Below are 25,807 nucleotides of genomic sequence, written 5' to 3' on the forward strand. Positions count from 1 at the left end.
AGCTAAATTTTGCGGCCTGCGCGTTGCGGGTACAGCTTATTGGAGGGGTTAAATGGCTCTGCAACAAGAGATTATTCAGGCACTGGGCGTCAAGCCACAGATCGACGCCAGCGAAGAGATCCGCGTCAGCGTAGATTTTCTTAAATCGTACCTTAAAACCTACCCGTTTATTAAGTCTCTGGTACTGGGGATCAGCGGTGGCCAGGACTCCACTCTGGCGGGCAAACTCTGCCAGCTAGCAATCAGCGAACTGCGCGATGAAAGCGGCGACGACAGCTATCAGTTTATCGCCGTTCGCTTGCCGTTTGGCGTACAGGCCGACGAGCAGGATTGCCAGGATGCCATTGCGTTTATCCAGCCGGATCGCGTGTTAACGGTGAACATCAAGGGCGCCGTGCTTGCCAGCGAGCAGGCGCTACGCGAAGCGGGTATCGAGCTGAGCGATTTTGTTCGCGGCAATGAAAAAGCCCGCGAGCGCATGAAAGCGCAGTACAGCATCGCCGGGATGACCAAAGGTGTCGTCGTGGGGACGGACCATGCCGCGGAAGCCGTCACCGGCTTCTTCACCAAGTATGGCGACGGCGGCACCGATATTAATCCTCTTTTCCGCCTCAACAAACGCCAGGGCAAACTGCTGCTGAAAACGCTCGGCTGCCCGGAACATTTGTACCTGAAGGCCCCGACGGCCGATCTCGAAGACGATCGCCCTTCTCTGCCGGATGAAGCGGCCCTGGGCGTAACCTACGTGCAAATTGACGATTATCTGGAAGGCAAAACCGTTCCGGCTGAAACCGCAAAAATCATCGAAGGCTGGTATCTGAAAACGGAACACAAACGCCGTCCGCCGATTACCGTATTTGATGATTTCTGGAAAAAATAGTCAGAAACAGCTTTGCATTAGCATTTTTTCAGGGCGGCGTAGTGCCGCCTTTTTTACAGGATGGATATGGACACCTCTTCGCAACGCGCCACGCTTATCGGCCTTATCGCAATCCTGCTCTGGAGTACCTCCGTTGGCCTGTTGCGCAGCATCAGCGAGCACTTTGGCGCAGTCGGCGGCGCGGCCCTGCTCTACACCGTCAGCGCGCTGTGTCTTTGCCTCGTCCGAGGTTTGCCCAAAATACGCGAACTCCCACCCCGTTATCTCTGGGTTGGCGGGCTGCTCTTTGTGGGCTATGAAATAAGCCTGGCGCTTTCAATTGGCCTGGCGCACACCCGCGCTCAGTCCCTGGAACTGGGGATGATCAATTATCTCTGGCCCTGCCTGACCGTTTTTTTCGCCCTGTTTATTAACGGCCAACGCAGCAATTTATGGCTGTGGCCTGGGCTCGCGCTTTCCCTGGCGGGGATTGTGCAGGTAATGAAGGGAGACGGCGGCTGGTCGCCTCTCGTGATGTGGCACAACATTCTCGATAACCCACTGGCCTACGGCCTGGCTTTTGCCGCCGCCATCATCTGGGCGCTCTACTGCAACCTGACTCGCCGCTGGAGCGAAGGTAAAAGCGGCGTCAGCCTGTTTTTCTGCGCCACCGCGCTGGTGCTGTGGATTAAGTTCGTCTTTGTGGCACATCCAACAATGCATTTCACGCTATCTGGTACGGCACAGCTGTTATTTATGGGGATTTCTACCGCCGTCGCCTATTCAGCCTGGAATGTTGGTATCCAGCGGGGAAACATGACGCTGCTTGCCACGGCTTCCTACTTCACGCCGGTATTATCGGCCCTGCTCGCCACGCTTTGGCTGGGTCTGCATCCCGGCTTTGCTTTCTGGCAAGGTGTACTGATGGTTGTAGGCGGCTCTCTGCTTTGCTGGCTTGCCACGCGGCACTATGGTTAAGGGCGATTCCCTCTTCACCTTCACGACTGCTATACTGGTGAAATAAACAGTACTCAGGAGTCCGATGTGGTCAGGCGTGCAAATACGCCGCGGTTAGAGTTTGAAGCCGCGGCGGTCTATGAATATCCGGAGCATCTCAGGCCATGGCTTGATGACCTGCCCAAAAAACCCGGCGTCTATGTTTTTCACGGTGAAAGCGACGTTATGCCGTTGTATATCGGCAAAAGTGTCAATATCCGCACACGCGTGATGTCCCATTTTCGTACGCCTGATGAAGCCGCACTCTTGAGGCAGTCTCGCCGGATCACCTTCATCCGCACTGCCGGCGAACTCGGAGCGCTGCTGCTCGAAGCGCAAATGATCAAAGAGCAACAGCCTTTGTTCAACAAACGCCTGCGTCGTAACCGCCAGCTTTGTTCCCTGTCTCTCCAGGGGGACACACCGCAGGTTGTATATGCCAAAGATGTCGATTTCTCCCGCCAGCCGGGCCTGTATGGGTTGTACGCTAACCGCCGGGCCGCGCTGCAAACGCTGCAAGGGCTGGCCGATGAGCATCGCCTCTGTTACGGCCTGCTGGGCCTGGAATCACTGAGCAAGGGCCGGGCCTGTTTTCGCTCCGCGCTTAAACGCTGCGCCGGAGCCTGCTGCGGGAAAGAGACTCAGGCCGAGCATCATGCCCGCCTGTTTCAGGCTCTCGAACAGGTTCGCCTGATTTGCTGGCCATGGAAAAACGCCGTCGCCATCGTGGAACGCAGCCCGGAGATGACCGAGTATCACCTGATCGATCACTGGTTTTATCTTGGCTCCGTGCAGCAGTTAACTGACGCGACAACCCGCCGCCAGCCGCCGGAGGGCTTTGATAACGACGGCTACAAGATCCTTTGCAAGCTGATGCTGAGCGGGGAATATGAGGTGATAGAACTGGAGTAGACTCCCCCCCAGGAGAGGAGTCTAAAAGTGCTATGCCGCCGACGAAGGCAGAAGCTTCGTGATAGCTTCCGGCCAGCCGTCGCTGCAGCCCCAGAGGCGCATTCGCTCGATATCCGGTGCCAGCAGGCGGTCTTTTTCCAGGAACGCGACACGCTCTCGAATATCCCCGAAGACCTTTTCAAGCAGCGGCGAGCTGCGCAACGGCCGGTGAAATTCAATGCCCTGAGCAGCGGCCATCGCCTCAATCCCGACCACTGCCGCAGTGTTAAAGCACATGGAACCCAAACGACGAGCCGCATAGGTCGCCATCGAAACATGGTCTTCCTGATTCGCAGACGTTGGCAGGCTGTCTACGCTGCCAGGGTGAGCGAGCGATTTATTCTCTGAGGCCAGAGCGGCAGCGGTGACCTGCGCAATCATAAAGCCGGAGTTAATCCCGCCCTCTTTCACGAGGAACGGCGGCAAGCCTGAGAGTCCAGTGTCCAGCAACAGCGCCAGACGACGTTCTGAAATCGCGCCAATTTCCGCCACTGCCAGCGCGATAATATCGGCGGCAAAGGCAACGGGCTCTGCGTGGAAGTTGCCGCCGGAAATCACTTCTCCGGTGTCGCTGAACACCAACGGATTGTCCGAGGCGGCGTTGGCCTCAATCTGCAGAACACGCGCCGCATGGCGCAGATTATCCAGACACGCGCCCATAACCTGCGGCACGCAGCGAATGGAATAAGGATCCTGCACACGGCCACAGTGGGCGTGGGAATCAACGATTTTACTGTCTGCAAGAAGCGCAGTGACCGCAGCAGCCACATCAATTTGTCCCGCCTGGCCGCGAGCCTGGTGGATACGCGCGTCGAATGGTTTCACGGAGCCTTTGATAGCCTCCAGCGACAAGGCCCCCGCCACCAGCCCGGCAGCAAACACCTTCTCGCCCTCAAACAACCCTCGCAGCGCAAGCGCCGTCGAAACCTGAGTCCCGTTCAGCAGCGCCAGGCCCTCTTTTGGCCCCAGTACCAGCGGCTTTACGCCTGCCAGCTTCAAACCTTCACCGGCAGGGATCTGTTCGCCGTTCACCCTGACATTCCCTTCCCCGAGCAACATCAGCGACAAATGCGCCAGCGGGGCCAGGTCGCCGGATGCCCCCACAGAGCCTTTCTCCGGGATCACCGGTATTACGCCCGAGTTAAACAGCGCAATGAGACTATCAATCACCAGCAGACGAACGCCGGAATGCCCGCGTGACAGGCTGATAATTTTACTGGCCATCACCAGTCGGACAACATCATCCGGCAGCGCTTCGCCAAGCCCCACGCTGTGAGAAAGCACCAAATTACGCTGAAGTTCAGCCAGATGATCGGTAGCGATGGTGGTTTGTGCCAGCTTGCCAAAACCGGTGTTAATACCGTAAACCACGTCGCCGTGGGCAACAATCGCTTCTACCGTGCCGAGCGCACGCTCAACGGCGGCAACCGCCCCGGGGTCAAGCCTGAGCAGCACGTTTCCATGGTAGATCTCGCGCAGAGTGGCCAGTGAAACGGAACCTGGAGTGAGACTGCATAGCTTCTTTTGCGTTGACATGTCAGCATCCTGTTTGCATCGGGTTTCTGTCTATATTTGTATATACAACTTAACTAATAAACCAAATAATCCGCCAGCGGGTCATAGGACTTTTTTATCGTTCGGTGAGCCGGATCGCGCTTGTGAAATTTTTCCAGCATGGGATGCTGCCGGGCGTTTACAGGAAGGGGAAATGAAGAACAAAACCGCAGTTGCACAGCAGTTTCTGAGGATATTCATCAGGAAGAAAGAGCATCGCCCGGCAGTTTTCCGGGCATTCGGTCTACAAATAGGTAATTTCGCTGAACAGCAGTTGCCCTTCGTTTTTTAACAGCCGCAGCGTGTGGCTGCCCTCCTGCCACCAGGCGCCCTGGTCCGGTGAAAGCAGCTTATCTTCAAGCTGCCATTCCCCGCTCAGGACATAAACAACGCCGCCTCGGGTACCAAAAGTGGTAAAGGTTCTGTCCGCCACCCGCACCTGGGCCCGGCATCGGTCCCGGCGAGTCATCACGTTAAAGTCCATCGACATGCCGCGAGTCAGCTCGGCTTTTACGGGCTGCTCACCGGCAAAAGTAAAAGGCTGATGGCGCTTGAGCGTATGCCTGAACGCCTTTCCGCCGTCGAGAACGACCTCGCTCCCCTCCAGCAGAGTCATTACCCGGTCAACCTGCGGAAAGACCGGAAACTCGCCGTTGTGGGCCAAAGAGGCGATACTGGCACGCCAGTTGAAATCTCGCGTCGCGGGTGGAAAACAGCATATTTCTCGCGTTTCCCCGGCGCCGTTGCGCCAGAGGTTAACCGGCACCTTTCGTATATCAAAGAATTCCATCACCACTCCTGAGGACGCACGGCATCCGTGCGCCCTGGCATTTGCTCTTTAAATTGAGCGACCCCAAAGGAAGAGCTCCCCCGGCGGCCTGCTCATCAGTTCTCTGTTTTATTCGTCAGATCTGTGCCTGACGCCAGTGTTATCGGCAGCCGTGGCCGGTTGCTGTAGCCCTGGTTCTATTTTTGTGACAATGATTTAGCGGCTTTTTTATCGGGAAGCAAAGTAAATTTATCGCCCTCAATACCGGTCGGTAAAATCTGCGGAGTGAACTGCAATTTTGAATGTAAGCTGCTGAAATTGAGTGTTTAAAATGGCTTGTCCCGTCGGCGTGATTATCGCCGGGCGGTATTATCTGAGTCGAGCGAAGGGGAAAGAGTGGAGTGACATGATTAAACGAGAAAACCGCCGATCCTGTTCACAGCGTACCTCGCTATTGTGAACAGGACCGGCGGTCTTAATTTAGTCGCTCAGGCTTACTGAGCAGCTGGCATTTTACCTTCATGCGCAGGACGTTCTGTCAGACGCTTCTCAAAATTCGCATTAAACTGTTTTTTCTGATCCGGGGTCAGAATGTTGTAGATTTTGTTCTGAGTTTGCAGATGCGCCAACATGCGCGCTTTGTTCTGCTCGGCCATTTTATCGATCTGCGCCTGGGCTTTGGCCTGATCGAAGCTGTCGCTGGCAATCACGTCGTGCATGGCGCGGCGTTCGTCAACGGATGGGCGCTGCATCTTGCCGCGCTGTTCTTTCATAATGTCTTTAATTTGCTGTTTCTGCGCATCGGTCAGGTTCAGGTCTTTAAACATCATGTCGTGCATCGGGCCGCGCATCATTTTATGGTGCATCATCGGAGCATCGGTTTGTGGAGCCGCAGCCGGGGTTGCGTCTGCAGCATGCGCCAGGTTAGCGGCACCCAGAGCCAGGGTAGAAGCGACGAACAGTGCAGTTAATTTACGCATATTTTTAACCTTCTCTTTTCATTAAATTGACGGCTCGCTTAAAACGACGATGCCGTGTTGACGAGAATGAGTTTACGAGTCTTATCGTCAAGGAGACGGTGGCATCCGTAAATCATTGAAAGGGTATAAAACAAGAATGCATCAATTATGAAGAAAATAAGGATTAAGGCGGGAAATAGTGCAACTAAATATAACAAACCATTGATTATAAAGACAATATGGAAAGTGTACAGCAATCAACCTAACGAATAAACCCTGCACCCAGGAATTATCCGTAAATAAATTAACAACACGAAATGATTAAGCAGCTCAATTATTAAGAGCTGCTTAAAGTTTAAATTTCCTCCAGCATCAGGCCCGCTCTCAGCCCCAGCGCCACATCCGGGTTGGGGAATAAAACGTACTCTTTTTCACCGGCAACGACATAACGCTTCTCACCATCTTCAGCCAGCAGGGTGCCCTTCGAAAACGCGGTAAAGTTCTGCGTTTGGCCGGACATGTGCAGCACGAATTTCTCCGACTGTCGGGTGATTTGCTGCGCGACGCGGTAACGCTGCGGTTCTATCTCCATGACCGGCGGCTCTGTCCCGCTTAACAACGCTGAGATTGCTTCTTTAGTTATCGCAAACTGACCAAGATCGTTCTGCCCAAACGGCCTGGCTTTTCCCAGCTCTAGCGTGCAGCTCAGCGCCCCGAAATGCTCGCTGCTGAAATGACTAAAGGTGCCACCGGGTTTTTGATGAAACACCAGCGCCTGCAGCCCGGCGCAGCCCAGCCAGGTTAAAAAGCTCTCGCTATAAGGCAGCGGCCTCGCAGGAAGCACGCCAAACCGGGGGTGATAAGAGCCACGAATGGCGGTATGCATATCCAGATGCCAGCGGGTTTGCTCCTCACTTCGCGACCAGAATTGCTCGAGGGCATGTTCAAGTCTGGCCGCACGTTGGGTTTCTACGCTTTCAGGAAACTGCTGCCAGCGCCCGCCAAACATACGGTTCATGTCGCTATGGGTATAACGCTTATCCGCGCGCAGCGCCGCTGGGTTACCCAGAATAATCATTGTGCGCCACTGCAGCGGAAGCTGCCCCGCGATCAAGCCGTTGGTCAACTGGCCAAGGATCTCCACCGGGGCGGTTTCGTTGCCGTGAATCCCGGCCGATATGACCAGCGCTTTCCCTGCCGCCTCACGCGGCGTCAACGTCAGAATACCTTCATCCCACCAGCGCCAGCTGAGATAAGCATTCTCCCCGGAGGTTTGTTCAGGCGCCTTGCCGGCCAGCGTCTGCGCCAGAAAATCAATCATTATTTCTCCCCTATTGCTGGAACGGGTACACGGAACCTAAATCCAGAATGTGCGTCAGTTCATCCAGCGCTTCACGCCCTTCGCGCAACAGCTGCGGATCGGCTAAATCAGCCTGGGTTAAACGGTCACGATACCAGCGATCAACCCAGCCATTGAGCGTCATAAACAGCGTGTCGTTCATCATCACCGCCGGATTAACGGCTTTAAGCTCCTCGTCCGTCAGTACCACTCTCAAACGTAAACACGCCGGGCCACCGCCGTTAGCCATGCTTTCCCGCAGATCAAACACCTGCAGCTCACGGACAGGGTTATCCGCCTCCAGCAGTTGGTTAAGGTAGCGCCAGACGCCTGGATGCTGGCGAGACTCTTCCGGCAGCACGAGCATCATGCCGCCGTCGGCGCGACTCAACAGCTGGCTGTTAAACAGATAGGTCGAAACCGCATCGGCCACCGAAACCAAATCGTCCGGGACTTCCAGGGCCGTAAAGCCCGGGACTTTTTCGCGCAGGCGCTGATAAAGCCCCGGCTGATCCACAAACGCATGCTGGTGGCAGAAGAGCACCTCGCGGTTAGAGACTGCGATAACATCATTATGGAAAACGCCCTGGTCGATCACCGCCGGGTTTTGCTGAGCGAAGATAACCTGCTCAGAACGTACCTGATTCAAACGTGCCACGGCCTGGCTGGCCTCCAGCGTCTGACGAGCGGGATACCGCGCCGGTGCCTGCCCGCTTTTCGAGTCTTCGCGACCATAAACAAACAGCTGCACGCCCGGCTCGCCATACTCGCCGCCTAAACGGTTATGGTTGGCGGCACCTTCGTCACCAAACATCGCCACCTGCGGCAGCGCGCCGTGCACGGCAAAACACCCGGTATCCCGGAACATCGCCCGCAGCACGCTTTCCGTCGTCGGTGCTTCGCTGGCGCGGTGGAACTTATTGTTCAGGTTGGCGACGGTGAGATGCACTTTGCCGTCCAGCGTATCGGCTGACGGTGATACCGTCGCCGCATTGGCCACCCACATCGAAGAGGCCGAGCTGGCGGCGGACAGCAGCTGCGGAGCTTGCCGAGCTGCACGCTCAACAACCTGCTCGTCGCTGCCGCTAAAGCCTATCTGACGCAGCACGCCGATATTCGGACGCTCCTGCGGGGCAATCACACCCTGCGGATAACCCGCGTCCGCCAGCGCTTTCATTTTCAGCAGCCCCTGCTTCGCCGCCAGCTTCGGGTTAGACACGCGAAACTGGTGCTTCGTCGAGGCTTCATTGCCGAACGACAGTCCGGCGTAATGGTGGGTCAGCCCCACCAGTCCGTCGAAGTTGGCCTCACGTGCTTTCTTCATGGCTGCTCCTCGCGGCTAAAATCGAGCCCTGGACTCAGGGTTGCTGGCAACGCGAAGCTCGTACTTTCCAACGAGGCCATCGGCCAGGCGCAGTAATCCGCCGCATACCAGGCGCTGGCACGGTGGTTACCTGAAGCGCCCACGCCGCCGAATGGCGCAGTGCTGGCGGCTCCGGTCAGCGGTTTATTCCAGTTCACGATCCCGGCTCTGGCTTCCAGTAAAAGCTGGTCAAACTGTTCGCGGGACGGTGAAATCAGCCCGCTCGCCAGGCCGTAGCGTGTGTCGTTCGCCATCCGAATCGCGTCGTCAAAGCTGTCATAGCGGTAAATCGCCAGTAGCGGGCCAAACACTTCTTCATCCGGCACGTCGGCCACGCCGCTAAGCTCAACGATGCCCGGCGTCAGTAAAGAGGTGCCTGGACGAATCATTTTTGGTTCAAGCAGCGGTTTACCGCCGCGGGCTACGTGAGCCTGAAACGCGGTCAGCACCCTTTCAGCCGCCTGTACCGAAATCAATCCGCCAATAAACGGCTGCGGCATAGCATCCCACTCACCCGGCTGCAAACGAGCAGAGACTTCAACCAGGCGACGAATAAACGCATCCCCCTGCTCACCCTGCTTCACCAGCAGACGGCGGGCGCAGGTGCAGCGCTGCCCGGCGGTGATAAACGCCGACTGGATAGCCACGTGAACGGCGCCGTCGATATCCCTCGGATCTTCGACGATCAGCGGGTTGTTCCCGCCCATTTCCAGGGCAAGGATCTTCTCAGGTTGCCCGGCAAACTGCCGGTGAAGGTGGTAGCCGGTGCCCGCGCTGCCGGTAAACAGGAGCCCATCAAGCTCCGACTGATTAGACAGCGCCTCGCCGGTTTCGCGTCCCCCCTGCACCAGGTTCAGCACGCCAGCCGGGATACCAGCCTCCTCCCACAACTTCATCACCAGCTCACCGATACGCGGCGTTAGCTCGCTCGGCTTAAACACCAGGGTGTTGCCGGCCAGTAGTCCCGGCACGATATGGCCGTTGGGCAAATGGCCAGGGAAATTGTAGGGGCCAAAGACCGCCAGCACGCCGTGAGGGCGATGGCGTAAAGTGGCAGCCCCGTCCGGCATCGCGGTGTGCGTTTCGCCCGTTCTGGTGTGGTAAGACTTGATGGAAATGGCAATTTTATTAACCATCGCGGTCACTTCAGTGGCCGCTTCCCAGCGAGGTTTACTGGTTTCTTGCGCAATTGCTTCAGCGAGTGCAGTTTTATTCGTCTCTAGCAGGCCGGCAAAACGCTCCACAATCTCCTGACGTTCTGCAAACGGGCGTTTCGCCCAGGCGGGAAACGCCGCACGAGCCGCACGGCAGGCTTCTTCTACCTGCGTTTTATCCGCCACCAGCCCTTCCCACAGCAGCGAGCCGCTGACAGGGTTATGTTTTAACAGCGCTTCGCCACGGCCCGGCACCCATTGTCCGTTGATCCAGTTAGTCATACTTTTTTCTCCTCAGGGCACAGGCGCACCACGCGCACGGTATCGCCGCTGGCGCACTTCAGCGCATCGGCGGTGGCGGCATCAATAACCAGTTTCTCGCCTTTGGGATCGGCTTTGATCAGCATCACGCGGAACTGGTGGTAATTTTCGTTGGCGACCAGACAAACGGGTAGTTCGTCGGTAGCAGGCTGGCCGACAGCGACGGTTTGCAGGCGGCTCTTGCGGATCGCCCGCACGCGGTCGATATCGCACTCCAGAGTAGGACCACCGTCGAAGATGTCGACATAGTTACGATAGCGGAATCCTTCGGCTTCAAGCACGGTGCGCGCTGGCGCCGTTTGCGGATGCACCTGGCCAATAACCGCCTGAGCCTCTTTGGAAAGGAAGTCGGTATAAATCGGGTGTTTTGGCATCAGCTCGGCAATAAAAGCTTTCTGCCCGGTGCCACACAAGTAGTCGGCGCGAGCGAACTCCATAGAGAAGAAGCGATTCCCAAGGCTTTCCCAGAACGGTGAATGCCCGTGTTCATCGATTACCCCGCGCATCTCGGCAACCACTTTGTCGTTGAAGCGCTCGCGGAAGGCAGCCATAAACAGAAAACGAGACTTGGATAACAGATACCCGTTGCCCTCTTTACGCCAGGCCGGGTCGAGGAACAGCGTGCAAAGCTCGCTCGCTCCGGTGTGGTCGTGGGTGAGAAAAAGCGTCGGCAGTGCGTTATAGATATTCAACTCTTTGGAGGCATGAACCAGCGTCCCGACCCGGTAGTTGTACCAGGGGTCATTCAGGCCCACGGCCACCTCAATGGCGCAAATCCCCACCATCTGGCCGCTGCTGGTGTCTTCCAGCACAAAAACATAGCCCTGATCGCCCTTCGGCAACCCGCCCTGCCAGGTCTGCAGCGAGCGTTCGATTCGGTCGGCCAGCGTTTTTTCGTCGGCGGGGAGCGAGGTCAGCCCGCCGCCGGTTTTCCCGGCAAGCTTAAGCAACCCCGGCAGATCGCCTCGTTCAATCGGGCGGATTACCATCATGATGAAACTCCCGCGAGGAAGCGTTCGCAGGCACGCTCGAAGCGATCCAGGCCCAGCTGAACTTCTGCTTCGCTGACGATGAGCGCAGGGGCAAAACGCAGCACGTTAGCCCCGGCGATCAGCATCATCAGGCCTTCCTGCGCGGCAGCCTGCAGAATAAGTTTCGCTTTACCGGCATGTTCAGGGCGCAGGGCACAGCCGATCAGCAGCCCTAAGCCGCGTACTTCGCTGAACAGCTGGTGCTTCTGGTTAATGTGGTTCAGGCGCTCAACAAACCAGTCATGGCGCTGCTTCACGCCGTTGAGCACCTCCGGCGTATTAATAATTTCCAGCACGCGTCCGGCCACAGCAGAGGCCAGCGGGTTGCCGCCGTAGGTGGTGCCGTGGGTGCCCACCACCATCACTTTGGCAAAGCGATCGGTGGTCAGCAGCGCGCCGATCGGGAAGCCGCCGCCCAGCGCTTTGGCCGTTGAGAGTACGTCCGGCGTCACGCCATAATGCATATAGGCATACAGCGAGCCGGTGCGGCCCACGCCGGTTTGTACTTCGTCAAAAATCAGTACGGCGTTGTGTTTGTCGCAAAGTTCGCGCAGCCCCTGAAGGAACTCTGGTGTCGCTGGAACGACCCCGCCTTCACCCTGCATAGGCTCGACGATCACCGCACAGGTTTCGTCGTTAATCAGCTCACGGGCAGACTGTAAATCGTTAAATACCGCGTGGTTAATCTGGGGCGGCAGCGGCGCAAAGTCCTGAGAATAAGCGGGCTGACCACCGGCCGTGACGGTAAACAGCGTGCGGCCATGGAACGCGTTCTTGAACGCTACGATGCCGCTTTTCTGTGCGCCAAAATTATCATGGGCATACTTACGCGCCAGCTTCAGCGCCGCCTCGTTGGCCTCGGCCCCTGAGTTACAGAAGAACACTTTCTCCGCAAAGGTAGCGTCGATGAGCTGCTTCGCCAGCTTCAGTACCGGCTCATTGGTGTAGCCATTGCCGGTGTGCCAGAATTTTGCCGCCTGCTCCTCCAGCGCTTTGCGCATTTCAGGGTGAGCATGCCCCAGGGCATTAACCGCGATGCCACCGGCAAAGTCGATGTAGTCTTTTCCCTGCTGATCCCACAGGGTGGAACCCTCGCCGCGAACCGGAATAAAAGGCGCAGGGGCATAAACCGGCATCATCCATTCGTCGAAATGTTGGCGTGTAATTGACTGCGACATAGTGACCCCTCACGGTAAACAAAAAGTTTATTAAATGTTAAATAATTGAGTGTTTGCGCTGTAAATGTAGATTGCAGGCATCGTGCCAGCCAGCGATAAAAATGCATAAACCGGAGGGTGAAACGTAAAATCAATAACTTAAAAACATCCATCATTCACATAAAGTGAATAAAAAGTGCATAGTTTTAACGTGCCGCCTGATTTTCGACACGAAAACAAGAAATATTATGCAGTGGTAAAATATAATGCTGGAATTGTGATCGCCTTCGGGATTTGCCTGCCGTTTTCGCCCCCTTTTTGCGCATCGAGATCAATTTTGGTGCAAATGTTGCTTTATTTTTGCCCGTCAGACGCGCCTATGGCAACGATTAGCTTCAGCGCAGCAACCTGCGCCGTTTTCTGCTACCATCCTGCAACAATTAACCTGACAACCTGGCAGCGACTATGAAATTTGTCTCTTTTAATATCAACGGCCTGCGCGCCCGTCCTCATCAGCTTGAAGCCATCGTGGAACAGCATCAGCCGGACGTTATTGGTCTGCAGGAAACCAAAGTGCACGACGATATGTTCCCGCTGGAAGACGTGGAGAAACTCGGCTATCACGTGTTTTATCACGGCCAGAAGGGTCATTACGGCGTGGCGCTGCTGACCAAAGAGAAGCCGATTTCGGTGCGAAAAGGCTTCCCGACCGACGATGAAGACGCCCAGCGGCGCATTATCATGGCGGAAATCCCGTCTGAATTTGGCAACCTGACGGTGATCAACGGCTACTTCCCGCAGGGCGAAAGCCGCGATCATGAAACCAAATTCCCGGCCAAGACTAAATTTTACCAGGATCTGCAGGACTTCCTGCAGGGTGAACTGCGCCCGGAAAATCCGGTGCTGATCATGGGGGATATGAATATCAGCCCGACGGATCTCGACATCGGGATCGGTGAAGATAGCCGCAAGCGCTGGTTGCGCACCGGGAAATGCTCGTTCCTGCCGGAAGAGCGTGAGTGGATGGCTCGTCTGCTAGGCTGGGGCCTGGTGGATACTTACCGCCACGCTAACCCGGAAGCACAGGATAAATTCTCGTGGTTTGACTACCGTTCAAAAGGCTTCGACGATAACCGTGGCCTGCGTATAGACCTGATGTTGGCAAGCCAGGGGCTGGCGCCGCACTGCGTGGCAACCGGGATCGACTACGACATTCGCGGCATGGAAAAACCGTCCGACCACGCCCCTGTTTGGGCGCAGTTTAAGCGATAAGGGAAATACTGAAGGTAGACACATCTTCAGACAAGGACAGCGAGATGCCGTTTTTCCCCCTGACGAGGCGCGAACAGAATGCGTAAAATCCTGTTTTTGCTGCTGGCCACGCTGGTCATCTCGCTGTTAATCCTGCTGCCACCGGGCACCCTTAGCCTGGCGACGCTGCAGAAATATCACGCTCAGCTTAGTCTCTGGCACGCCGAACGCCCGGCGCTGGTGATGAGCGCCTTCTTCCTTGGTTATTTCCTGATTTCCGCCCTTTCCATCCCCGGCACGCGCATTATGACCCTGATGGGCGGCGCGCTGTTTGGGTTGATTGAGGGCACCGTACTGGTTGCCACGGCTGCTGCCAGCGGCGCAACCGTGGCGATGTTGCTGAGCCGTTATTTCTTGCATGACTGGGTACAGCGGCGCTTTGCCACCACCATGGCAAAGATCAATGAGGGCATTAAGCACAATATTACACACTGCCTGTTTGCCCTGCGCCTGGTGCCGGTTCTGCCCTTTTCCATCATCAACCTGCTGATGGGGCTGACGCCGATTTCCGCCGTTCGCTTCGCGATAGTCACGCTGCTTGGCCTGCTGCCGTCTATCGTGCTGTACATCAGCACCGGCCGTCAGCTTAGTCAGGTAGAAAGCCTGCGGGACATTATTTCCCCCACCATGCTGCTGTTATTGGCGCTGATTGGCCTGCTGCCGCTCCTGTCTCACTGGCTGATAAAAAGAACCCGCTTAAAAAGTTAAACGCACCCGGCTATCGAAGGCGTTTTGTCGTTACCCCTGTGAAAGCAGCGTCACGTCAACATTGCCGCTAATCGCACGTGAGTAAGGGCAAGTGGCGTGGGCGGTCGCGAGCAAAGTTTCCCGCTGGGCCTCGCTCAGCCCAGGCAGCCTGACGTGAAGCGTCACCGCCAGCGCAAACTGGCTGTCGTTATCGACTTTTCCCAGCGAAACACTGGCGTCCACGGCGGTTTCCTCTGGAATGCGGATAGCCAATTTTTTCCCCGCCAGCCCAATCGCCCCCATAAAGCAGGCGGAATAACCGACGGCAAAAAGCTGTTCGGGATTCGTCCCCGGCTTGCCGGACCCCGGCGTGCTGAGCTGCACGTCCAGGCTGCCGTCGTCCGAACGCCCGTGCCCGCTGCGAGCGCCAACGGTAGTGGTATGGGCGGTATAAAGCACTTTCTCGAGTTTGCTGGACATCGTGATTCCTCAATCGTGGGTAAGAAGAGCCGCCATTTAACTACCGCTATGTATCTGCCATATGTTCTCCGCCAGGCCAAAATGTATAAGTCTGTATCCGCTTCATGACCTGGCTCAAGCTGGCTGCCACTCTCTCTCCGCTATACTCCACGCCTTTACGGCAGCGGCACGGTATGAAGATGGACAAACCGAAGAGAAGAGGTAGATGTGCGTAAGGGGATCTTTGCGCTACTGGTCATCATGGCGGGGTTGTTTTTGTATCTGCTTCCGCCGGGCACGATAAGCCTGTCGGCACTTCAGCATTCTCAGGCTGAATTTGCGCACTGGCATGCGCAACACCCGGTCCTGGCGGTTATGGCTTTTTTTGGCTGCTACTTTCTTACCGCCGCCTTTTCCATTCCAGGCGCAACCCTGCTCACGCTGCTGGGTGGCGCTATCTTTGGTCTGGTGCAGGGCACACTGCTGGTCGCCCTGGCGGCCACTGCAGGTGCGACCGTCGCCATGTTAATCAGCCGTTACCTGCTGCGGGACTGGGTGCAGCGCCGTTTCTCGCGCATGATGGAAAAAGTGAATCAGGGCATACGGCGCGACGGCGGCCATTACCTCTTTGCCCTGAGGCTCGCGCCGGTCTTCCCTTTTGTGCTGGTGAATTTATTAATGGGCCTGACGCCAATGGGCGTCGTTCGCTATGCCGCGATCAGCCTGCTCGGCATGCTGCCTGCCATCGTGGTCTACATTAACACCGGCAGGCAGCTGAGCCAGCTACAAAGCCTGGGCGATATCCTCTCCCCTGGCATGATGCTGGTGTTTGCCCTGTTAGGGCTATTGCCGCTGGCCGCGCGCTGGCTGGCCAGACGAACCGCCCCATAACACGCTGAGGACTTTCTCTTGCAACGCTTAATATCTGGCATACGGGCGCTGATGGTTGCCCTGACGATGATCGGCTTTAGCGCCGTCGCCCAACCTCAGTCCTGGCAGAATATTCGCCAGCAGGCCAACGGCCAGAAGGTTTATTTCAACGCCTGGGGCGGCGATCCTGCCGTTAACGGCTATCTGGACTGGGTCAGCCGTGAGGTAAAAACGCATTACGGCGTGACGCTTAAAGTGGTGAAGCTGGCGGACGCGGCCGATGCGGTGAGGCGCATTCAAAGCGAAGCGACTGCGGGCAGAAAAACCAACGGATCGGTAGATCTGCTTTGGGTCAACGGTGAAAATTTTAGCGTGCTCAAGCAGGCAGGATTTCTCAGCGAAAACTGGGCCGAAAATCTGCCAAACTGGCGATATGTTGACGTGAAAAAACCTGTGCGGGAAGATTTCTCGGTACCGGTTGACGGGGCAGAAGCGCCCTGGGGAAGCGCCCAGTTGATGTTCATCGGCGATAAGAAACGCACGCCGACCTTCCCACAAAATGCAGAACAACTGTTGGCCTTCGCCAAAGCCCATCCCGGCAAGCTCAGCTACCCTCGCCCGCCGGATTTTACCGGCACGGCGTTCCTTGAACAGCTTTTGATTGTCTTGACCGAAAAACCGGCCGCGCTGAAAACTGCCCCGGATCCCGGCACCTTCGAGCAAGTCACCGCCCCGCTCTGGCGCTACCTTGACCAGCTTCATCCATTCCTTTGGCAAAAAGGTAAAACGTTCCCGCCGACGCCGGCGCGCATGGATCGTATGCTGGCCGACGGCGAGCTGCTGCTGTCAGTGACCTTCAACCCGGCGCACGTCGACAATCTGATCGCTCGCCGCCAGCTCCAGCCGTCGGCAGAATCCTTTGGCTTTAGCGCCGGTATGCTGGGCAACGTGCATTTCGTCGCTATTCCGGCGAACAGCAGCGCCAAAGCCGGAGCGCTGGTGGTGGCTAATTTTCTGATGTCGCCGGAAGCGCAAATCCGCAAAGCCGATCCGGCAGTCTGGGGGGACGCGAGCGTGCTGAGCAGTCACGCGCTGCCGCCACCGCAAAAAACGCAGCTTGAGGATCTGGTGCCCAAAAGCCAGCGTCCGGTTCCTTTCCTGGCGGAACCTCACGCCGCCTGGGTCAGCGCGCTGGAGCAAGCCTGGCTTAAACGTTACGGATCGCGATGAGTCGCCGCTTTACCGTTGCCGGAGTATTGGCTGTGGGGCTGGTTTTTGTGCCGGTGCTGCCGGGGCTTGCCCTTTTAGCGCCGCCATTACTCCAGGGCGACACCTGGCTTGCTCTCTGGCAGGACCCGCAGTGGCCGGAAGCGGTAATTACCACGCTGGTTTCAACCACTCTCAGCGTGGGCGGTGCGCTGCTGTTGACGTTAATCCTTCTCTGCACCCTGTATCCCGGTGAGCGCTGGCAGCGCTATCTTCAGCGCCTGCCGCTGCTGCTTGCGCTGCCGCACGTCGCCCTTGCCAGCGGTTTTTTCTTCCTGTTTTCGGACAGCGGCTGGCTGGCGCGCCTTCTCAATCTCTCCCCACCACCGGATAACTACGGCTTTACCCTCGGCCTCATGCTGGCGCTAAAAGAAGCCTGGTTCTTGCTATGGTTCTCAGCCGCACAGCTACAAAGCGAACACCTGAGCCAGCAGATAACGTTTGCCAGAACGCTCGGCTACGGCGAGCTACAATCCCGTCTCTACGTGCTTGTGCCGCAGCTCTTGCCGCGCCTGGGCTGGGCTTTAGTGGCGGTGACGGCATACAGCCTTTCGGTCGTGGATGCCGCGCTTATTCTTGGCCCCGCTAACCCGCCCACTTTTGCCGTGCTGGCCTGGCAATGGTTAACGGACAGCGATACTTCTCGGCAGAACATGGGCCTGGCGGCCTCCTGCGTGCTGCTGCTTTTGCTGGGCGGTTTTATGGTTTTCGGGCGGTTAGCGTGGGGAGCATTTAAACTGCGAATCGGGCGTTTTTCAGGCAAGCGATATGCCCTGAATCTTACCTTAGCAGGCACTGTGGCCAGCGCTTCACTTTCTCTGTTCGGCTTTATGGCTCTCGCCATGCTTGTGACCTGGTCCTTCGCTGAAGGCTGGTTCTATCCGGCGCGCTGGCCTGAAAGTTTAACGCTTAGCGGTTGGCAGCAGGCTGAACTGGTGCCGGTCTGGACAAGTTTTATGGCCGGTTTTATCAGCGCTTTGCTCGCGCCAGTCGTGACAATATTGTGGCTAAAGGGCTGCCCGCGCCGGTACGATCGCTGGCTGTATCTGCCGCTGCTGCTGCCTGCGCTGCCGCTGGCCGCCGGGCAGTATCAACTCCTGCTCAGGCTGAACATGGAAGGAAGCTGGGCCGCGCTCATCTGGAGCCATTTACTGTGGGTCGTGCCTTATACGCTGTTGATTCTGGCCCCAGCCTGGCAGCGGATCGACGCTCGTCTGGTGCTGACAGCGCAAACTTTCGGCTGGTCGCCAGGGAAAATTCTCTGCCTTATCCAGATCCCATTGCTTGTCCGGCCTTTGCTGGCGGCGCTGGCCGTCGGTTTTTCGGTCAGCATCGCGCAATATTTGCCTACGCTTTATGCCGGGGCGGGCCGGTTTGCCACCGTCACAACGGAAGCCGTAGCGCTCAGCAGCGGCGGCGATCCACAGCAGTTTGCAATCCAGGCCCTGCTGCAAATGCTGCTGCCGCTGGCCGTATTTATCGCCACAATCTCAGCCAGCCGCCTGGCTGGCACCCACAGAAAAGGATTGCGCTAATGCTCAGCGTGCGAAATTGCTCCCTCTCTCGCAATGGCGAACCACTGCTGGCGGATATCAGCTTTGACGTCGCGCCGGGTGAGATTGTTACGCTGATGGGCCCGTCTGGCGTGGGTAAATCGACGTTTCTGAACTGGATGATCGGCGATTTAGCCCCGGAGTTTAGCGCCCAGGGCACGCTGCGGCTTAACCAGCGCAGCCTGACTTATTTGCCCGTTGAACAGCGCCGCATCGGCATTTTGTTCCAGGATGCGCTGCTATTTCCTCACCTCAACGTTGTGCAAAATCTGTTGATGGCGATTCCCGCCTCCGTCGCTGGGCGCTCGCTGCGGCAGCGTGTTGTTTCGGAGGTCCTGGAAAGCGCCGGGCTGGCAAACTATGCCCGCAGAGATCCGGCCACGCTCTCCGGCGGGGAACGAGCGCGCATCAGCGTCCTACGCGCCCTGCTGGCTGAACCCGAAGCTTTGCTGCTGGATGAGCCCTTTTCCCGGCTCGACCTGCCGCTGCGCCAGAGCTTTCGGGAATTTGTCTGGCAAAAAGCCCAACAGCTCAAACTGCCGGTCGTGCTGGTTACTCACGATGAGCAGGATGCGCCGGCCCACGGCCAGATTATCCAGCTTTAGCCCATCGAACATGAGGTATCGCAAAGAAGCCAACGCCAGCGAGGACTAAACTTGCGGCTCTTTTGCTATCCTTCAGGTTATTAGATGAAACGTGTTTCTCAGCTAACCACCGCCCTGCTGCTTGCCGGGCTGTCCCAGGTCACTTTTGCCGCCTCGGTACCCACTGAAATGAACCTCTCCAGCGTAAAAGCCGTAAACGGTGCCGTGATTGATACTCGGCCGAGCGCGTTTTACAACGGCTGGCCGCAAACCTTAAACGGCAGCGGCGGCCATGAACCCACTGCCTTGAATCTTTCGGCCTCCTGGTTGGCGCTAATGAGCGATGAGCAGCTTTCAACGTGGGCTAAGCAGCATCAGTTGACCAAAACCGGATTGATGGCGCTGTATGGTAGCGACGCTCAGTCCGTGAAAACTCGCTTAGAAAAGCTGGGGTTTACGCAGATTTCAATCCTGACGGACGCCCTGCAGGATCCTTCCCGCCTGCAAAAGCTGGCGCATTTTGAGCAGCTGGTGTACCCGCAATGGATCCATGATTTACAGAATAAAAAACTCGTCACCGCCGCCCCTGCCGGGGACTGGAAAGTGGTTGAAGCGGGCTGGGGCGCGCCAAAAAAATACCTGCTCAGCCATATTCCTGGCGCGGGCTACATCAACACAGAAGAGGTGGAGAGCGAGCCGCTGTGGAACAAAGTGTCCGACGACAAGCTGAAGGCCATGCTGGCTAACCACGGCATCAGGCACGATACGACCGTCATTTTGTATGGACGGGATGTATATGCGGCGGCGCGCGTGGCGGCGATCATGCTGTACGCTGGCGTGCAAGACGTCCGACTCCTGGACGGAGGCTGGGCAACGTGGAGCGCAGCTGACCTGCCCGTTGAACGCGGCCTGCCCAACAAAACGACGCCGGAGCCCGACTTCGGTGCCTCCATTCCCGGTCAGCCTCAGCTTATGCTGGATACGGAGCAGGCTCGGGCGCTGCTGCACCGCAAAGATGCTTCTCTGGTCAGCATTCGTTCCTGGCCGGAATTTATCGGCACCACCAGCGGGTACAGCTACATCAAACCCAAAGGCGAGATTGCAGGCGCCCGCTGGGGCCACGCGGGCTCTGACTCCACGCATATGGAAGACTTCCATAACCCGGACGGTACCATGCGTTCAGGGGACGACATCGCCGCAATGTGGCAAAACTGGAATATCTTGCCGGATCAGCAGGTTGCTTTTTACTGCGGAACCGGATGGCGCGCTTCCGAAACGCTGATGTACGCGCGGGCAATGGGCTGGAAGAATGTCGGCTTGTATGACGGCGGCTGGTACGAATGGAGCGCTGACCCTAAAAATCCTGTTGTGAGCGGCGAGCGTAAACCGAACTGATGCTGACTTGAGGGCTTCCCCCCTCACCCTCTCCCCAACGGGGAGAGGGGATAAATAGCACCTGTATTCTCCCCCAGAGCGGGATTGTTTTCTTCCTCGCCCCCTGGGAGAGGTCGGAGTGAGGGGGTTAATCTGCGGAGTCATCCAGCCGTTTTAACGTCTTATACCCGCCCCAGATGCGGTTGAACGTTGTGAGCCAGCACAGCGAACCGAAGATCCACGCCAGCCAGGCAAAACCGTCCGGGAACAGGCAGCCAAGCACAAACAGCAGGAGAGTTTCGGTACCTTCCGTCAGTCCCCCCAGATAATAAAACGATTTATAGGCGTAGCCTGGATTCGCAATATCGTGCTTCTGCGCCAGGGCAGCAAACGCCAGAAAGCTGCTACCGGTGCCGATGAAAGAGAACAGCAGCCACGCGCCTGCGAGAGCATTTTGCGCCGGGTCCGCGAGAATAAAGCCAAACGGCACAAGGGCATAAAAAAGAAAATCCAGCGTAATATCGAGGAAGCCACCGGCATCGGTTAGCCCTCTGCGTCTCGCCAGCGCGCCGTCCAGGCCATCAAACAGCCGGTTAAAGACAATGGCAACCAGCGCCGGGACATACCAGTGCAGTGCCAGAAAAGGCAAAGTGAGCACGCCAATCGCGAACCCTGCCAGCGTCAACCTGTCCGGCGTGATAGCGGGCTTATCAAGCACGGCCGCCAGGCGATTAAGCACGGGTTTGATGCGTGGGTGAAGGTAGCTGTCGAACATCTAGCGTTTTTCCTTCATCGGGCATAAACCCTGGGAGGGAATATCCAGTGCGGCGTTAAAGCGAGCCGAAAGGTTCTGAAAGGCAATCAGCGCGGTGAGTTCGGTCCCCGCCTGGTCGTTGAAATGCTGCTTAAGCCTGTTTTTTAACTCGTCGGACACCTGTGGCGGCGTGACGGTCATCGCTTCGGCGTAGGCCAATGCGATCCGCTCCTTCTCGCTAAATATCGGCTCATTTTGCCAGTTGGCCACCGCCAGTACTTTATCCATCGACTGACTACGCTCCGCGAGACGCAGGCTGTTGGCGTCGATGCAAAATTCACAGCTACAAAGCTGCGAAACACGGGTCATCACCAGAGAACGGGTCACCGGGTCGATCTTTGCCCGACGTCTTTCCAGAAAGCCGACAAACAGTGCCACCAGCCAGAATAAATACGGCAGTCGCCCCCACCAGCGGGTCGGGTTCAGCACCGCGCCAAAATGTTTCTCCTGCATCGCCACAATCGGGCGCAGGCTTTTGGGCAGCGTTTTAAGGGGGGCAATCCAGGGCTCGCTTTTCGTTTCCATCATTCAGTTACTCTTTTGCTGGCATCTCCAGGCGGGTATTATGCCACGCCTGCCCCACTGAGAATGGACACCCATGCTAAAAAACCTTGATGTTGTCGCGGCTATTGTCGAGCGTGAAGGCAAAATTCTGCTCGCCCGTCGCCCTGAAAATGGCGATCAACCCGGCCTGTGGGAGTTTCCGGGCGGGAAAGTAGAAGCGGGAGAAACGCAGCCGGAGGCGCTGGCGCGGGAGCTACAGGAAGAGCTGGGAATTGCCGCACAAATTAGCGGCTATGTGGCCAGCCATCAGCGCGAAGTGTGTGGGAGAATGATTCATCTGCACGCCTGGCATGTTGAGGCCTTTAGCGGCGAACCCATCGCCCATTGCCACAGCGAGCTGGTCTGGAGTGAACCGCCGGAGGCGCTTGACTATGCCCTCGCCCCGGCGGATATCCCACTGCTGCAAGCGTTTATGGCTTCACGCGGCGCCAGACCAGCGGATTAGTCCCTAAGACTTTGTCATCACGCTGGCATTGCAGCAAAATGCCTTCCGTTTTCACCACCGCCCCTTCGGAATAGTTTTTGTTTTCATAAACACAGCACTGGTTGCAGGGCGGCGTCTGCGGCTGATTGCTGTTGGTGAACACTTCCGGCGGGATCACCACGTCAACGTCAGGCTGACGGGGCTGCACCGCCATCGCTGGCAGACTCATCATTAGCCCCACGACGGCGGCGAGCAGGTTTTTTACTGGCATCATCACTTCCCTCTTTTTTGGCCCAACGTTTTGCTTTTTTTCCGTCATCCTGGGCTTTGATGCCCTTAAATGCGTGCCGCACCGGCGTGGTTCGCGCCTGATGAATCAGCTCATAAAGCGTTTGCACCAGCGGCTGCATAAAGTCCTGATAGCGGCACTGCTTTTCGCTGATTTGCGTCAGCGTTGATTCCCAGTGCGCGGTCATGTCCGGCCTGGCAGCCAGCTCCGGCAGCGAGTGGATCAGCGCCCGCCCGGCTTCCGTAGAATGAATATAGCGCCCTTTCTTGACCAGAAAAGCGCGTTTGAATAACAGTTCGATGATCCCGGCTCTCGTCGCCTCGGTGCCTAATCCGTCCGTGGCGCGCAGGATCTTTTTCAGATCTTTGTCCTGCACAAAGCGCGCAATCCCGGTCATCGCTGACAATAATGTCGCATCGGTAAAGTGGCGCGGCGGCTGAGTTTGCCGTTCAACCACTTCGCCATGCTCGCACAGCAGTTCGTCCCCTTTCGCCACCACCGGCAGCGGCGTGCCGTCGTTCTCTTCATCGCGCTCTTTATTGCCCAGCAGCGCCCGCCAGCCCGCTTCGGCAAGGAAACGTGCTTTAGCGATAAATTTGCCTCCGGCGATATCCAGATCGATGGTGCATTTACGGAATACGGCGTCGGCACAGAACTGCATTAAGTATTGACGGGCGATCAGGCCATAAACTTTAGCCTCATTTTCACTTAATGAAATTGAAGCGCTGCGGGCGGTAGGAATAATCGCGTGGTGGGCGTCCACTTTTTTATCGTCCCAGCAGCGGTTACGCAGATCGGCATCCACCGCGGGCTGCGGCAGCAAATCCGGCTGATGCACGCTGATGGCGTTCATCACCGCATGCCGCCCGGCAAAGTGCTCTTCGGGCAGATAGCGGCAATCCGAACGCGGATAGGTAATGAGTTTGTGGGTTTCGTACAGCTTCTGGCAAATATCCAGCACGTTCTGGGCGCTCAGCCCAAAGCGTTTCGCCGCCTCGATTTGCAGGCTGGAGAGCGAAAACGGCAGCGGCGCGGTTTCCGATTCCCGTTTATCGTTATAGGCGGTGACCAGCGCCGGGTGGCCGTTGATACGCGCGACGACGTGCTCCGCCAGCTTGCGGTTCAGCAGGCGGCCTTCTTCGTCCTGATGGGGTTCGCAGGACTCGCTCGGCTGCCACACCGCCACAAAGCGTTCGTCGGCGGGCGCCACGATGTGGGCTTTTACTTCGAAATAATCTTTGGCGACAAAGTTTTCAATCTCTTCATCGCGGCGCACGACCAGGCCCAGCACCGGCGTCTGGACGCGGCCTACGGACAGTACGCCCTGGTAGCCCGCATTGCGCCCGAGAATGGTGTAGGCGCGGGTCATGTTAATCCCGTACAGCCAGTCGGCGCGGGCGCGGGCCAGCGCCGAAACGCAAAGCGGAATAAATTCGCTGTTGGCGCGCAGGCGGGAAATAGCCCGCTCCACGGCCTGCGGGTTAAGGTCGTTGATCAGGCAGCGCTGCACCTGCTGGCGCTTTTCCGGGGCAAGCTGGAGATAGTCCAGCACTTCATCCACCAGCAACTGCCCTTCGCGATCGGGGTCACCCGCGTGAACCACCTCGGTGGCCTGAGCCAGCAGCTTTTTAATCGCGTTGAGCTGTTTAGTCACGGAGGGGCGAGGCTGGAGCTGCCACTTTTCCGGCACAATGGGCAAATCAGCGAGGTTCCAGCGGGCATATCGCCCGTCGTAGGCGTCCGGCTGCGCCTGCTCCAGCAGGTGGCCAATGCACCAGGTCACCACCTGGCCATTGCCGCATTCAATAAACCCATCGCCGCGACGATGGGGCTTGGGCAGCACGTCGGCAATGGCTCGCGCAAGGCTTGGTTTTTCCGCAATAAACAGCCGCATGAATTAACGGATCTCGATCATTGGGCGGCCAGCGCGGGCCTCTTTCAATTCACCGATGGCGCTGAGCTTAATGCCGTTCCGCTCGGCAGCCGCAAAGACCTCGGCTTCGGCATCCGCACGAACCGCCAGCAGCAGGCCGCCGGAAGTTTGTGGGTCGCACAGCAGGTTACGCCATGCTTCTGGCATCTCGCCAATCAGTTGACCGTAGCTGGCAAAGTTGCGGGAGGTGCCGCCGGGCACACAGCCCTGCTGGATGTAGCTTTCCACACCCGGTAATTTTGGCACGCATTCAAACCAGACATCAGCTTGAACGCCCGCGCCTTCGCACATTTCGCTCAGGTGGCCCAGCAGGCCAAAACCAGTCACGTCCGTCATCGCGGTCACGCCCGCAATATCGGCAAACTCCGCGCCGACTTTGTTCAGCTGGCACATAGTCTCCGCCGCCAGGCCTTTGTGCTCTGGCAGCAGCAGGGATTTTTTCTCGGCGGTGGTCAATACGCCAATGCCCAGCGGTTTAGTCAGGTACAGTTTGCAGCCGGCTTCAGCAGAGCTGTTTTTCTTCACTCGCTCGGTAGGCACAACGCCGGTCACCGCGAGGCCAAAAATCGGTTCAGGTGCGTCAATCGAGTGGCCACCGGCGAGCGAAATCCCCGCCTGCTGGCAGACAAAACGCCCGCCTTCGATAACCTCACGAGCAATTTCGGGCGCCAGCGTATTAATCGGCCAGCCGAGAATAGCGATCGCCATAATCGGTTTCCCGCCCATGGCGTAGATGTCGCTGATGGCGTTGGTCGCCGCGATACGGCCAAAGTCGAAGGGATCGTCCACGATCGGCATGAAGAAATCGGTGGTGCTAATGATACCGGTGCCGTTGCCCAGGTCGTAAACCGCCGCATCGTCGCGGGTTTCGTTCCCCACCAGCAGATTAGGATCGACAAACTTCGCCTGCTCGCTGTGCAGGATGGTTTCCAGCACCTTCGGGGAAATTTTGCAGCCGCATCCTGCGCCGTGGCTGTACTGGGTCAAACGAACGGTTTGCTTCATGGACTTTTCCTTTCTTTGCCAAATTCTGTACCCAACATGGTAGCGCTCAAACGCCCTGGTGGTAAGTCTGGCAGTCCTAATTCGCGTGCCGTTGCTCACTAAGCAGGCAAAGCGGAAGTTTTTTGAAGCCAGGCCGCATTTTGCCGATGCGCTCTTTTACTCAAACATGACAGTAATGTTACAACCATCAAAGCAACTATCTGGACAACTCACGCATGTAA

General features: G+C 57.2%; 25 protein-coding genes. 11 read left to right on the top strand and 14 right to left on the bottom strand.

The genetic code is table 11. The features are described from left to right. The first annotated feature begins 52 nt into the window (after positions 1-52). From nadE to cho, 3 genes are all read left to right on the top strand, one after another. Positions 53-880 carry an NAD(+) synthase gene (nadE, locus tag F3J28_RS08300; RefSeq protein WP_166874887.1) on the top strand — a complete coding sequence of 276 codons (828 nt, stop codon included), beginning with the start codon at positions 53-55 and terminating at the stop codon, positions 878-880. Positions 881-946: 66 nt separating this feature from the next. After that, entirely contained in the window at positions 947-1,837 is an 891-nt protein-coding gene (gene yddG / locus F3J28_RS08305; protein WP_166874889.1) for an aromatic amino acid DMT transporter YddG, read from the top strand. Between the two features lie 66 nt (positions 1,838-1,903). Further along, positions 1,904-2,767 (top strand): excinuclease Cho, encoded by an 864-nt coding sequence (gene cho, locus F3J28_RS08310; protein ID WP_166874892.1) that lies wholly within the window; start codon positions 1,904-1,906, stop codon positions 2,765-2,767. 30 nt (positions 2,768-2,797) lie between these two features. Here the strand turns inward: cho and hutH are convergent, their stop codons facing one another. From hutH to F3J28_RS08350, 8 genes are all read right to left on the bottom strand, one after another. After that, the gene (hutH, locus tag F3J28_RS08315; RefSeq protein ID WP_166874895.1) at positions 2,798-4,342 is read right to left on the bottom strand and encodes a histidine ammonia-lyase; all 1,545 of its coding nucleotides are present in this window, start codon (positions 4,340-4,342) and stop codon (positions 2,798-2,800) included. A gap of 262 nt (positions 4,343-4,604) precedes the next feature. Continuing rightward, complete coding sequence (gene ves, locus F3J28_RS08320) at positions 4,605-5,150, bottom strand: environmental stress-induced protein Ves (RefSeq protein ID WP_008456615.1); 546 nt, start codon at positions 5,148-5,150, stop codon at positions 4,605-4,607. Between the two features lie 473 nt (positions 5,151-5,623). After that, positions 5,624-6,109, bottom strand: a complete 486-nt coding sequence (spy, locus tag F3J28_RS08325; protein WP_166874898.1) for an ATP-independent periplasmic protein-refolding chaperone Spy — start codon at positions 6,107-6,109, stop codon at positions 5,624-5,626. A 334-nt stretch (positions 6,110-6,443) separates the two neighbouring features. Then, positions 6,444-7,409 (bottom strand): succinylglutamate desuccinylase, encoded by a 966-nt coding sequence (gene astE / locus F3J28_RS08330; RefSeq protein WP_166874901.1) that lies wholly within the window; start codon positions 7,407-7,409, stop codon positions 6,444-6,446. Positions 7,410-7,419: 10 nt separating this feature from the next. After that, positions 7,420-8,751 (bottom strand): N-succinylarginine dihydrolase, encoded by a 1,332-nt coding sequence (gene astB, locus F3J28_RS08335; RefSeq protein ID WP_166874904.1) that lies wholly within the window; start codon positions 8,749-8,751, stop codon positions 7,420-7,422. Continuing rightward, the gene (gene astD, locus F3J28_RS08340; RefSeq protein ID WP_166874907.1) at positions 8,748-10,226 is read right to left on the bottom strand and encodes a succinylglutamate-semialdehyde dehydrogenase; all 1,479 of its coding nucleotides are present in this window, start codon (positions 10,224-10,226) and stop codon (positions 8,748-8,750) included. Before astD ends, astB begins: the two co-directional genes overlap by 4 nt. Next, entirely contained in the window at positions 10,223-11,257 is a 1,035-nt protein-coding gene (astA, locus tag F3J28_RS08345) for an arginine N-succinyltransferase (protein WP_039302203.1), read from the bottom strand. Before astA ends, astD begins: the two co-directional genes overlap by 4 nt. Beyond that, entirely contained in the window at positions 11,254-12,474 is a 1,221-nt protein-coding gene (locus F3J28_RS08350) for an aspartate aminotransferase family protein (protein WP_166874910.1), read from the bottom strand. The genes astA and F3J28_RS08350 overlap by 4 nt, the downstream gene beginning before the upstream one ends. A gap of 444 nt (positions 12,475-12,918) precedes the next feature. On the opposite strand from F3J28_RS08350, the gene xthA reads away from it, so the two are divergent. Both xthA and F3J28_RS08360 read left to right on the top strand, forming a co-directional pair. Next, the gene (xthA, locus tag F3J28_RS08355; protein WP_166874914.1) at positions 12,919-13,725 is read left to right on the top strand and encodes an exodeoxyribonuclease III; all 807 of its coding nucleotides are present in this window, start codon (positions 12,919-12,921) and stop codon (positions 13,723-13,725) included. Between the two features lie 78 nt (positions 13,726-13,803). Further along, positions 13,804-14,472 carry a TVP38/TMEM64 family protein gene (locus F3J28_RS08360; protein ID WP_166874917.1) on the top strand — a complete coding sequence of 223 codons (669 nt, stop codon included), beginning with the start codon at positions 13,804-13,806 and terminating at the stop codon, positions 14,470-14,472. Between the two features lie 30 nt (positions 14,473-14,502). Here the strand turns inward: F3J28_RS08360 and F3J28_RS08365 are convergent, their stop codons facing one another. Continuing rightward, positions 14,503-14,931, bottom strand: a complete 429-nt coding sequence (locus F3J28_RS08365) for an organic hydroperoxide resistance protein (RefSeq protein ID WP_008456632.1) — start codon at positions 14,929-14,931, stop codon at positions 14,503-14,505. A 207-nt stretch (positions 14,932-15,138) separates the two neighbouring features. Between F3J28_RS08365 and F3J28_RS08370 the strand changes: the two genes are divergently transcribed. From F3J28_RS08370 to F3J28_RS08390, 5 genes are all read left to right on the top strand, one after another. Then, entirely contained in the window at positions 15,139-15,801 is a 663-nt protein-coding gene (locus F3J28_RS08370) for a TVP38/TMEM64 family protein (protein WP_353620576.1), read from the top strand. 51 nt (positions 15,802-15,852) lie between these two features. After that, the gene (locus F3J28_RS08375; protein ID WP_166876490.1) at positions 15,853-17,010 is read left to right on the top strand and encodes an ABC transporter substrate-binding protein; all 1,158 of its coding nucleotides are present in this window, start codon (positions 15,853-15,855) and stop codon (positions 17,008-17,010) included. Next, positions 17,007-18,581 carry an ABC transporter permease gene (locus tag F3J28_RS08380; RefSeq protein WP_166874920.1) on the top strand — a complete coding sequence of 525 codons (1,575 nt, stop codon included), beginning with the start codon at positions 17,007-17,009 and terminating at the stop codon, positions 18,579-18,581. The genes F3J28_RS08375 and F3J28_RS08380 overlap by 4 nt, the downstream gene beginning before the upstream one ends. After that, a complete protein-coding gene (locus tag F3J28_RS08385; RefSeq protein ID WP_166874923.1) occupies positions 18,581-19,204 on the top strand; it encodes an ATP-binding cassette domain-containing protein in 624 nt (207 codons plus the stop codon). The genes F3J28_RS08380 and F3J28_RS08385 overlap by 1 nt, the downstream gene beginning before the upstream one ends. 84 nt (positions 19,205-19,288) lie before the next feature. Then, positions 19,289-20,578, top strand: coding sequence for a sulfurtransferase (locus F3J28_RS08390; protein WP_166874925.1), 1,290 nt, complete (start codon positions 19,289-19,291; stop codon positions 20,576-20,578). Between the two features lie 127 nt (positions 20,579-20,705). Here F3J28_RS08390 and F3J28_RS08395 read toward each other — a convergent pair whose 3' ends face one another. Beyond that, a complete protein-coding gene (locus tag F3J28_RS08395; protein ID WP_166874928.1) occupies positions 20,706-21,332 on the bottom strand; it encodes a CDP-alcohol phosphatidyltransferase family protein in 627 nt (208 codons plus the stop codon). Then, positions 21,333-21,899, bottom strand: a complete 567-nt coding sequence (locus tag F3J28_RS08400) for a carboxymuconolactone decarboxylase family protein (protein WP_166874930.1) — start codon at positions 21,897-21,899, stop codon at positions 21,333-21,335. It abuts the gene before it with no gap. Positions 21,900-21,969: 70 nt separating this feature from the next. Here F3J28_RS08400 and F3J28_RS08405 point away from each other — a divergent pair, with 70 nt between their 5' ends. Then, positions 21,970-22,380, top strand: a complete 411-nt coding sequence (locus F3J28_RS08405; RefSeq protein ID WP_166874933.1) for a pyrimidine (deoxy)nucleoside triphosphate diphosphatase — start codon at positions 21,970-21,972, stop codon at positions 22,378-22,380. Here the strand turns inward: F3J28_RS08405 and F3J28_RS08410 are convergent. From F3J28_RS08410 to selD, 3 genes are read right to left on the bottom strand one after another with little or no spacing between them, the layout of a single operon-like run. Beyond that, positions 22,346-22,591 carry a YnjH family protein gene (locus F3J28_RS08410; RefSeq protein ID WP_286178059.1) on the bottom strand — a complete coding sequence of 82 codons (246 nt, stop codon included), beginning with the start codon at positions 22,589-22,591 and terminating at the stop codon, positions 22,346-22,348. The genes F3J28_RS08405 and F3J28_RS08410 overlap by 35 nt on opposite strands. Then, positions 22,548-24,542, bottom strand: a complete 1,995-nt coding sequence (locus F3J28_RS08415) for a DNA topoisomerase III (protein ID WP_166874936.1) — start codon at positions 24,540-24,542, stop codon at positions 22,548-22,550. Before F3J28_RS08415 ends, F3J28_RS08410 begins: the two co-directional genes overlap by 44 nt. A 3-nt stretch (positions 24,543-24,545) precedes the next feature. Beyond that, positions 24,546-25,586 carry a selenide, water dikinase SelD gene (selD, locus tag F3J28_RS08420; RefSeq protein WP_166874939.1) on the bottom strand — a complete coding sequence of 347 codons (1,041 nt, stop codon included), beginning with the start codon at positions 25,584-25,586 and terminating at the stop codon, positions 24,546-24,548. Between the last annotated feature and the right edge of the window lie 221 nt (positions 25,587-25,807).

Origin of the sequence: Enterobacter sp. Ap-1006 (genome assembly GCF_011752835.1) — a bacterium.
Lineage (GTDB): Bacteria > Pseudomonadota > Gammaproteobacteria > Enterobacterales > Enterobacteriaceae > Cedecea.

Coding starts and splice junctions, on each gene's coding strand:
- F3J28_RS08405 (WP_166874933.1), top strand. CDS start 21,970: ATGCTAAAAAACCTTGATGTTGTCGCGGCTATTGTCGAGCGTGAAGGC.
- astD (WP_166874907.1), bottom strand. CDS start 10,226: ATGACTAACTGGATCAACGGACAATGGGTGCCGGGCCGTGGCGAAGCG.
- F3J28_RS08360 (WP_166874917.1), top strand. CDS start 13,804: ATGCGTAAAATCCTGTTTTTGCTGCTGGCCACGCTGGTCATCTCGCTG.
- F3J28_RS08390 (WP_166874925.1), top strand. CDS start 19,289: ATGAAACGTGTTTCTCAGCTAACCACCGCCCTGCTGCTTGCCGGGCTG.
- ves (WP_008456615.1), bottom strand. CDS start 5,150: ATGGAATTCTTTGATATACGAAAGGTGCCGGTTAACCTCTGGCGCAAC.
- F3J28_RS08395 (WP_166874928.1), bottom strand. CDS start 21,332: ATGTTCGACAGCTACCTTCACCCACGCATCAAACCCGTGCTTAATCGC.
- F3J28_RS08385 (WP_166874923.1), top strand. CDS start 18,581: ATGCTCAGCGTGCGAAATTGCTCCCTCTCTCGCAATGGCGAACCACTG.
- selD (WP_166874939.1), bottom strand. CDS start 25,586: ATGAAGCAAACCGTTCGTTTGACCCAGTACAGCCACGGCGCAGGATGC.
- F3J28_RS08365 (WP_008456632.1), bottom strand. CDS start 14,931: ATGTCCAGCAAACTCGAGAAAGTGCTTTATACCGCCCATACCACTACC.
- astA (WP_039302203.1), bottom strand. CDS start 11,257: ATGATGGTAATCCGCCCGATTGAACGAGGCGATCTGCCGGGGTTGCTT.
- astB (WP_166874904.1), bottom strand. CDS start 8,751: ATGAAGAAAGCACGTGAGGCCAACTTCGACGGACTGGTGGGGCTGACC.
- F3J28_RS08400 (WP_166874930.1), bottom strand. CDS start 21,899: ATGATGGAAACGAAAAGCGAGCCCTGGATTGCCCCCCTTAAAACGCTG.
- F3J28_RS08375 (WP_166876490.1), top strand. CDS start 15,853: ATGGTTGCCCTGACGATGATCGGCTTTAGCGCCGTCGCCCAACCTCAG.
- astE (WP_166874901.1), bottom strand. CDS start 7,409: ATGATTGATTTTCTGGCGCAGACGCTGGCCGGCAAGGCGCCTGAACAA.
- F3J28_RS08350 (WP_166874910.1), bottom strand. CDS start 12,474: ATGTCGCAGTCAATTACACGCCAACATTTCGACGAATGGATGATGCCG.
- hutH (WP_166874895.1), bottom strand. CDS start 4,342: ATGTCAACGCAAAAGAAGCTATGCAGTCTCACTCCAGGTTCCGTTTCA.
- nadE (WP_166874887.1), top strand. CDS start 53: ATGGCTCTGCAACAAGAGATTATTCAGGCACTGGGCGTCAAGCCACAG.
- yddG (WP_166874889.1), top strand. CDS start 947: ATGGACACCTCTTCGCAACGCGCCACGCTTATCGGCCTTATCGCAATC.
- F3J28_RS08380 (WP_166874920.1), top strand. CDS start 17,007: ATGAGTCGCCGCTTTACCGTTGCCGGAGTATTGGCTGTGGGGCTGGTT.
- xthA (WP_166874914.1), top strand. CDS start 12,919: ATGAAATTTGTCTCTTTTAATATCAACGGCCTGCGCGCCCGTCCTCAT.
- F3J28_RS08415 (WP_166874936.1), bottom strand. CDS start 24,542: ATGCGGCTGTTTATTGCGGAAAAACCAAGCCTTGCGCGAGCCATTGCC.
- F3J28_RS08410 (WP_286178059.1), bottom strand. CDS start 22,591: ATGATGAGTCTGCCAGCGATGGCGGTGCAGCCCCGTCAGCCTGACGTT.
- spy (WP_166874898.1), bottom strand. CDS start 6,109: ATGCGTAAATTAACTGCACTGTTCGTCGCTTCTACCCTGGCTCTGGGT.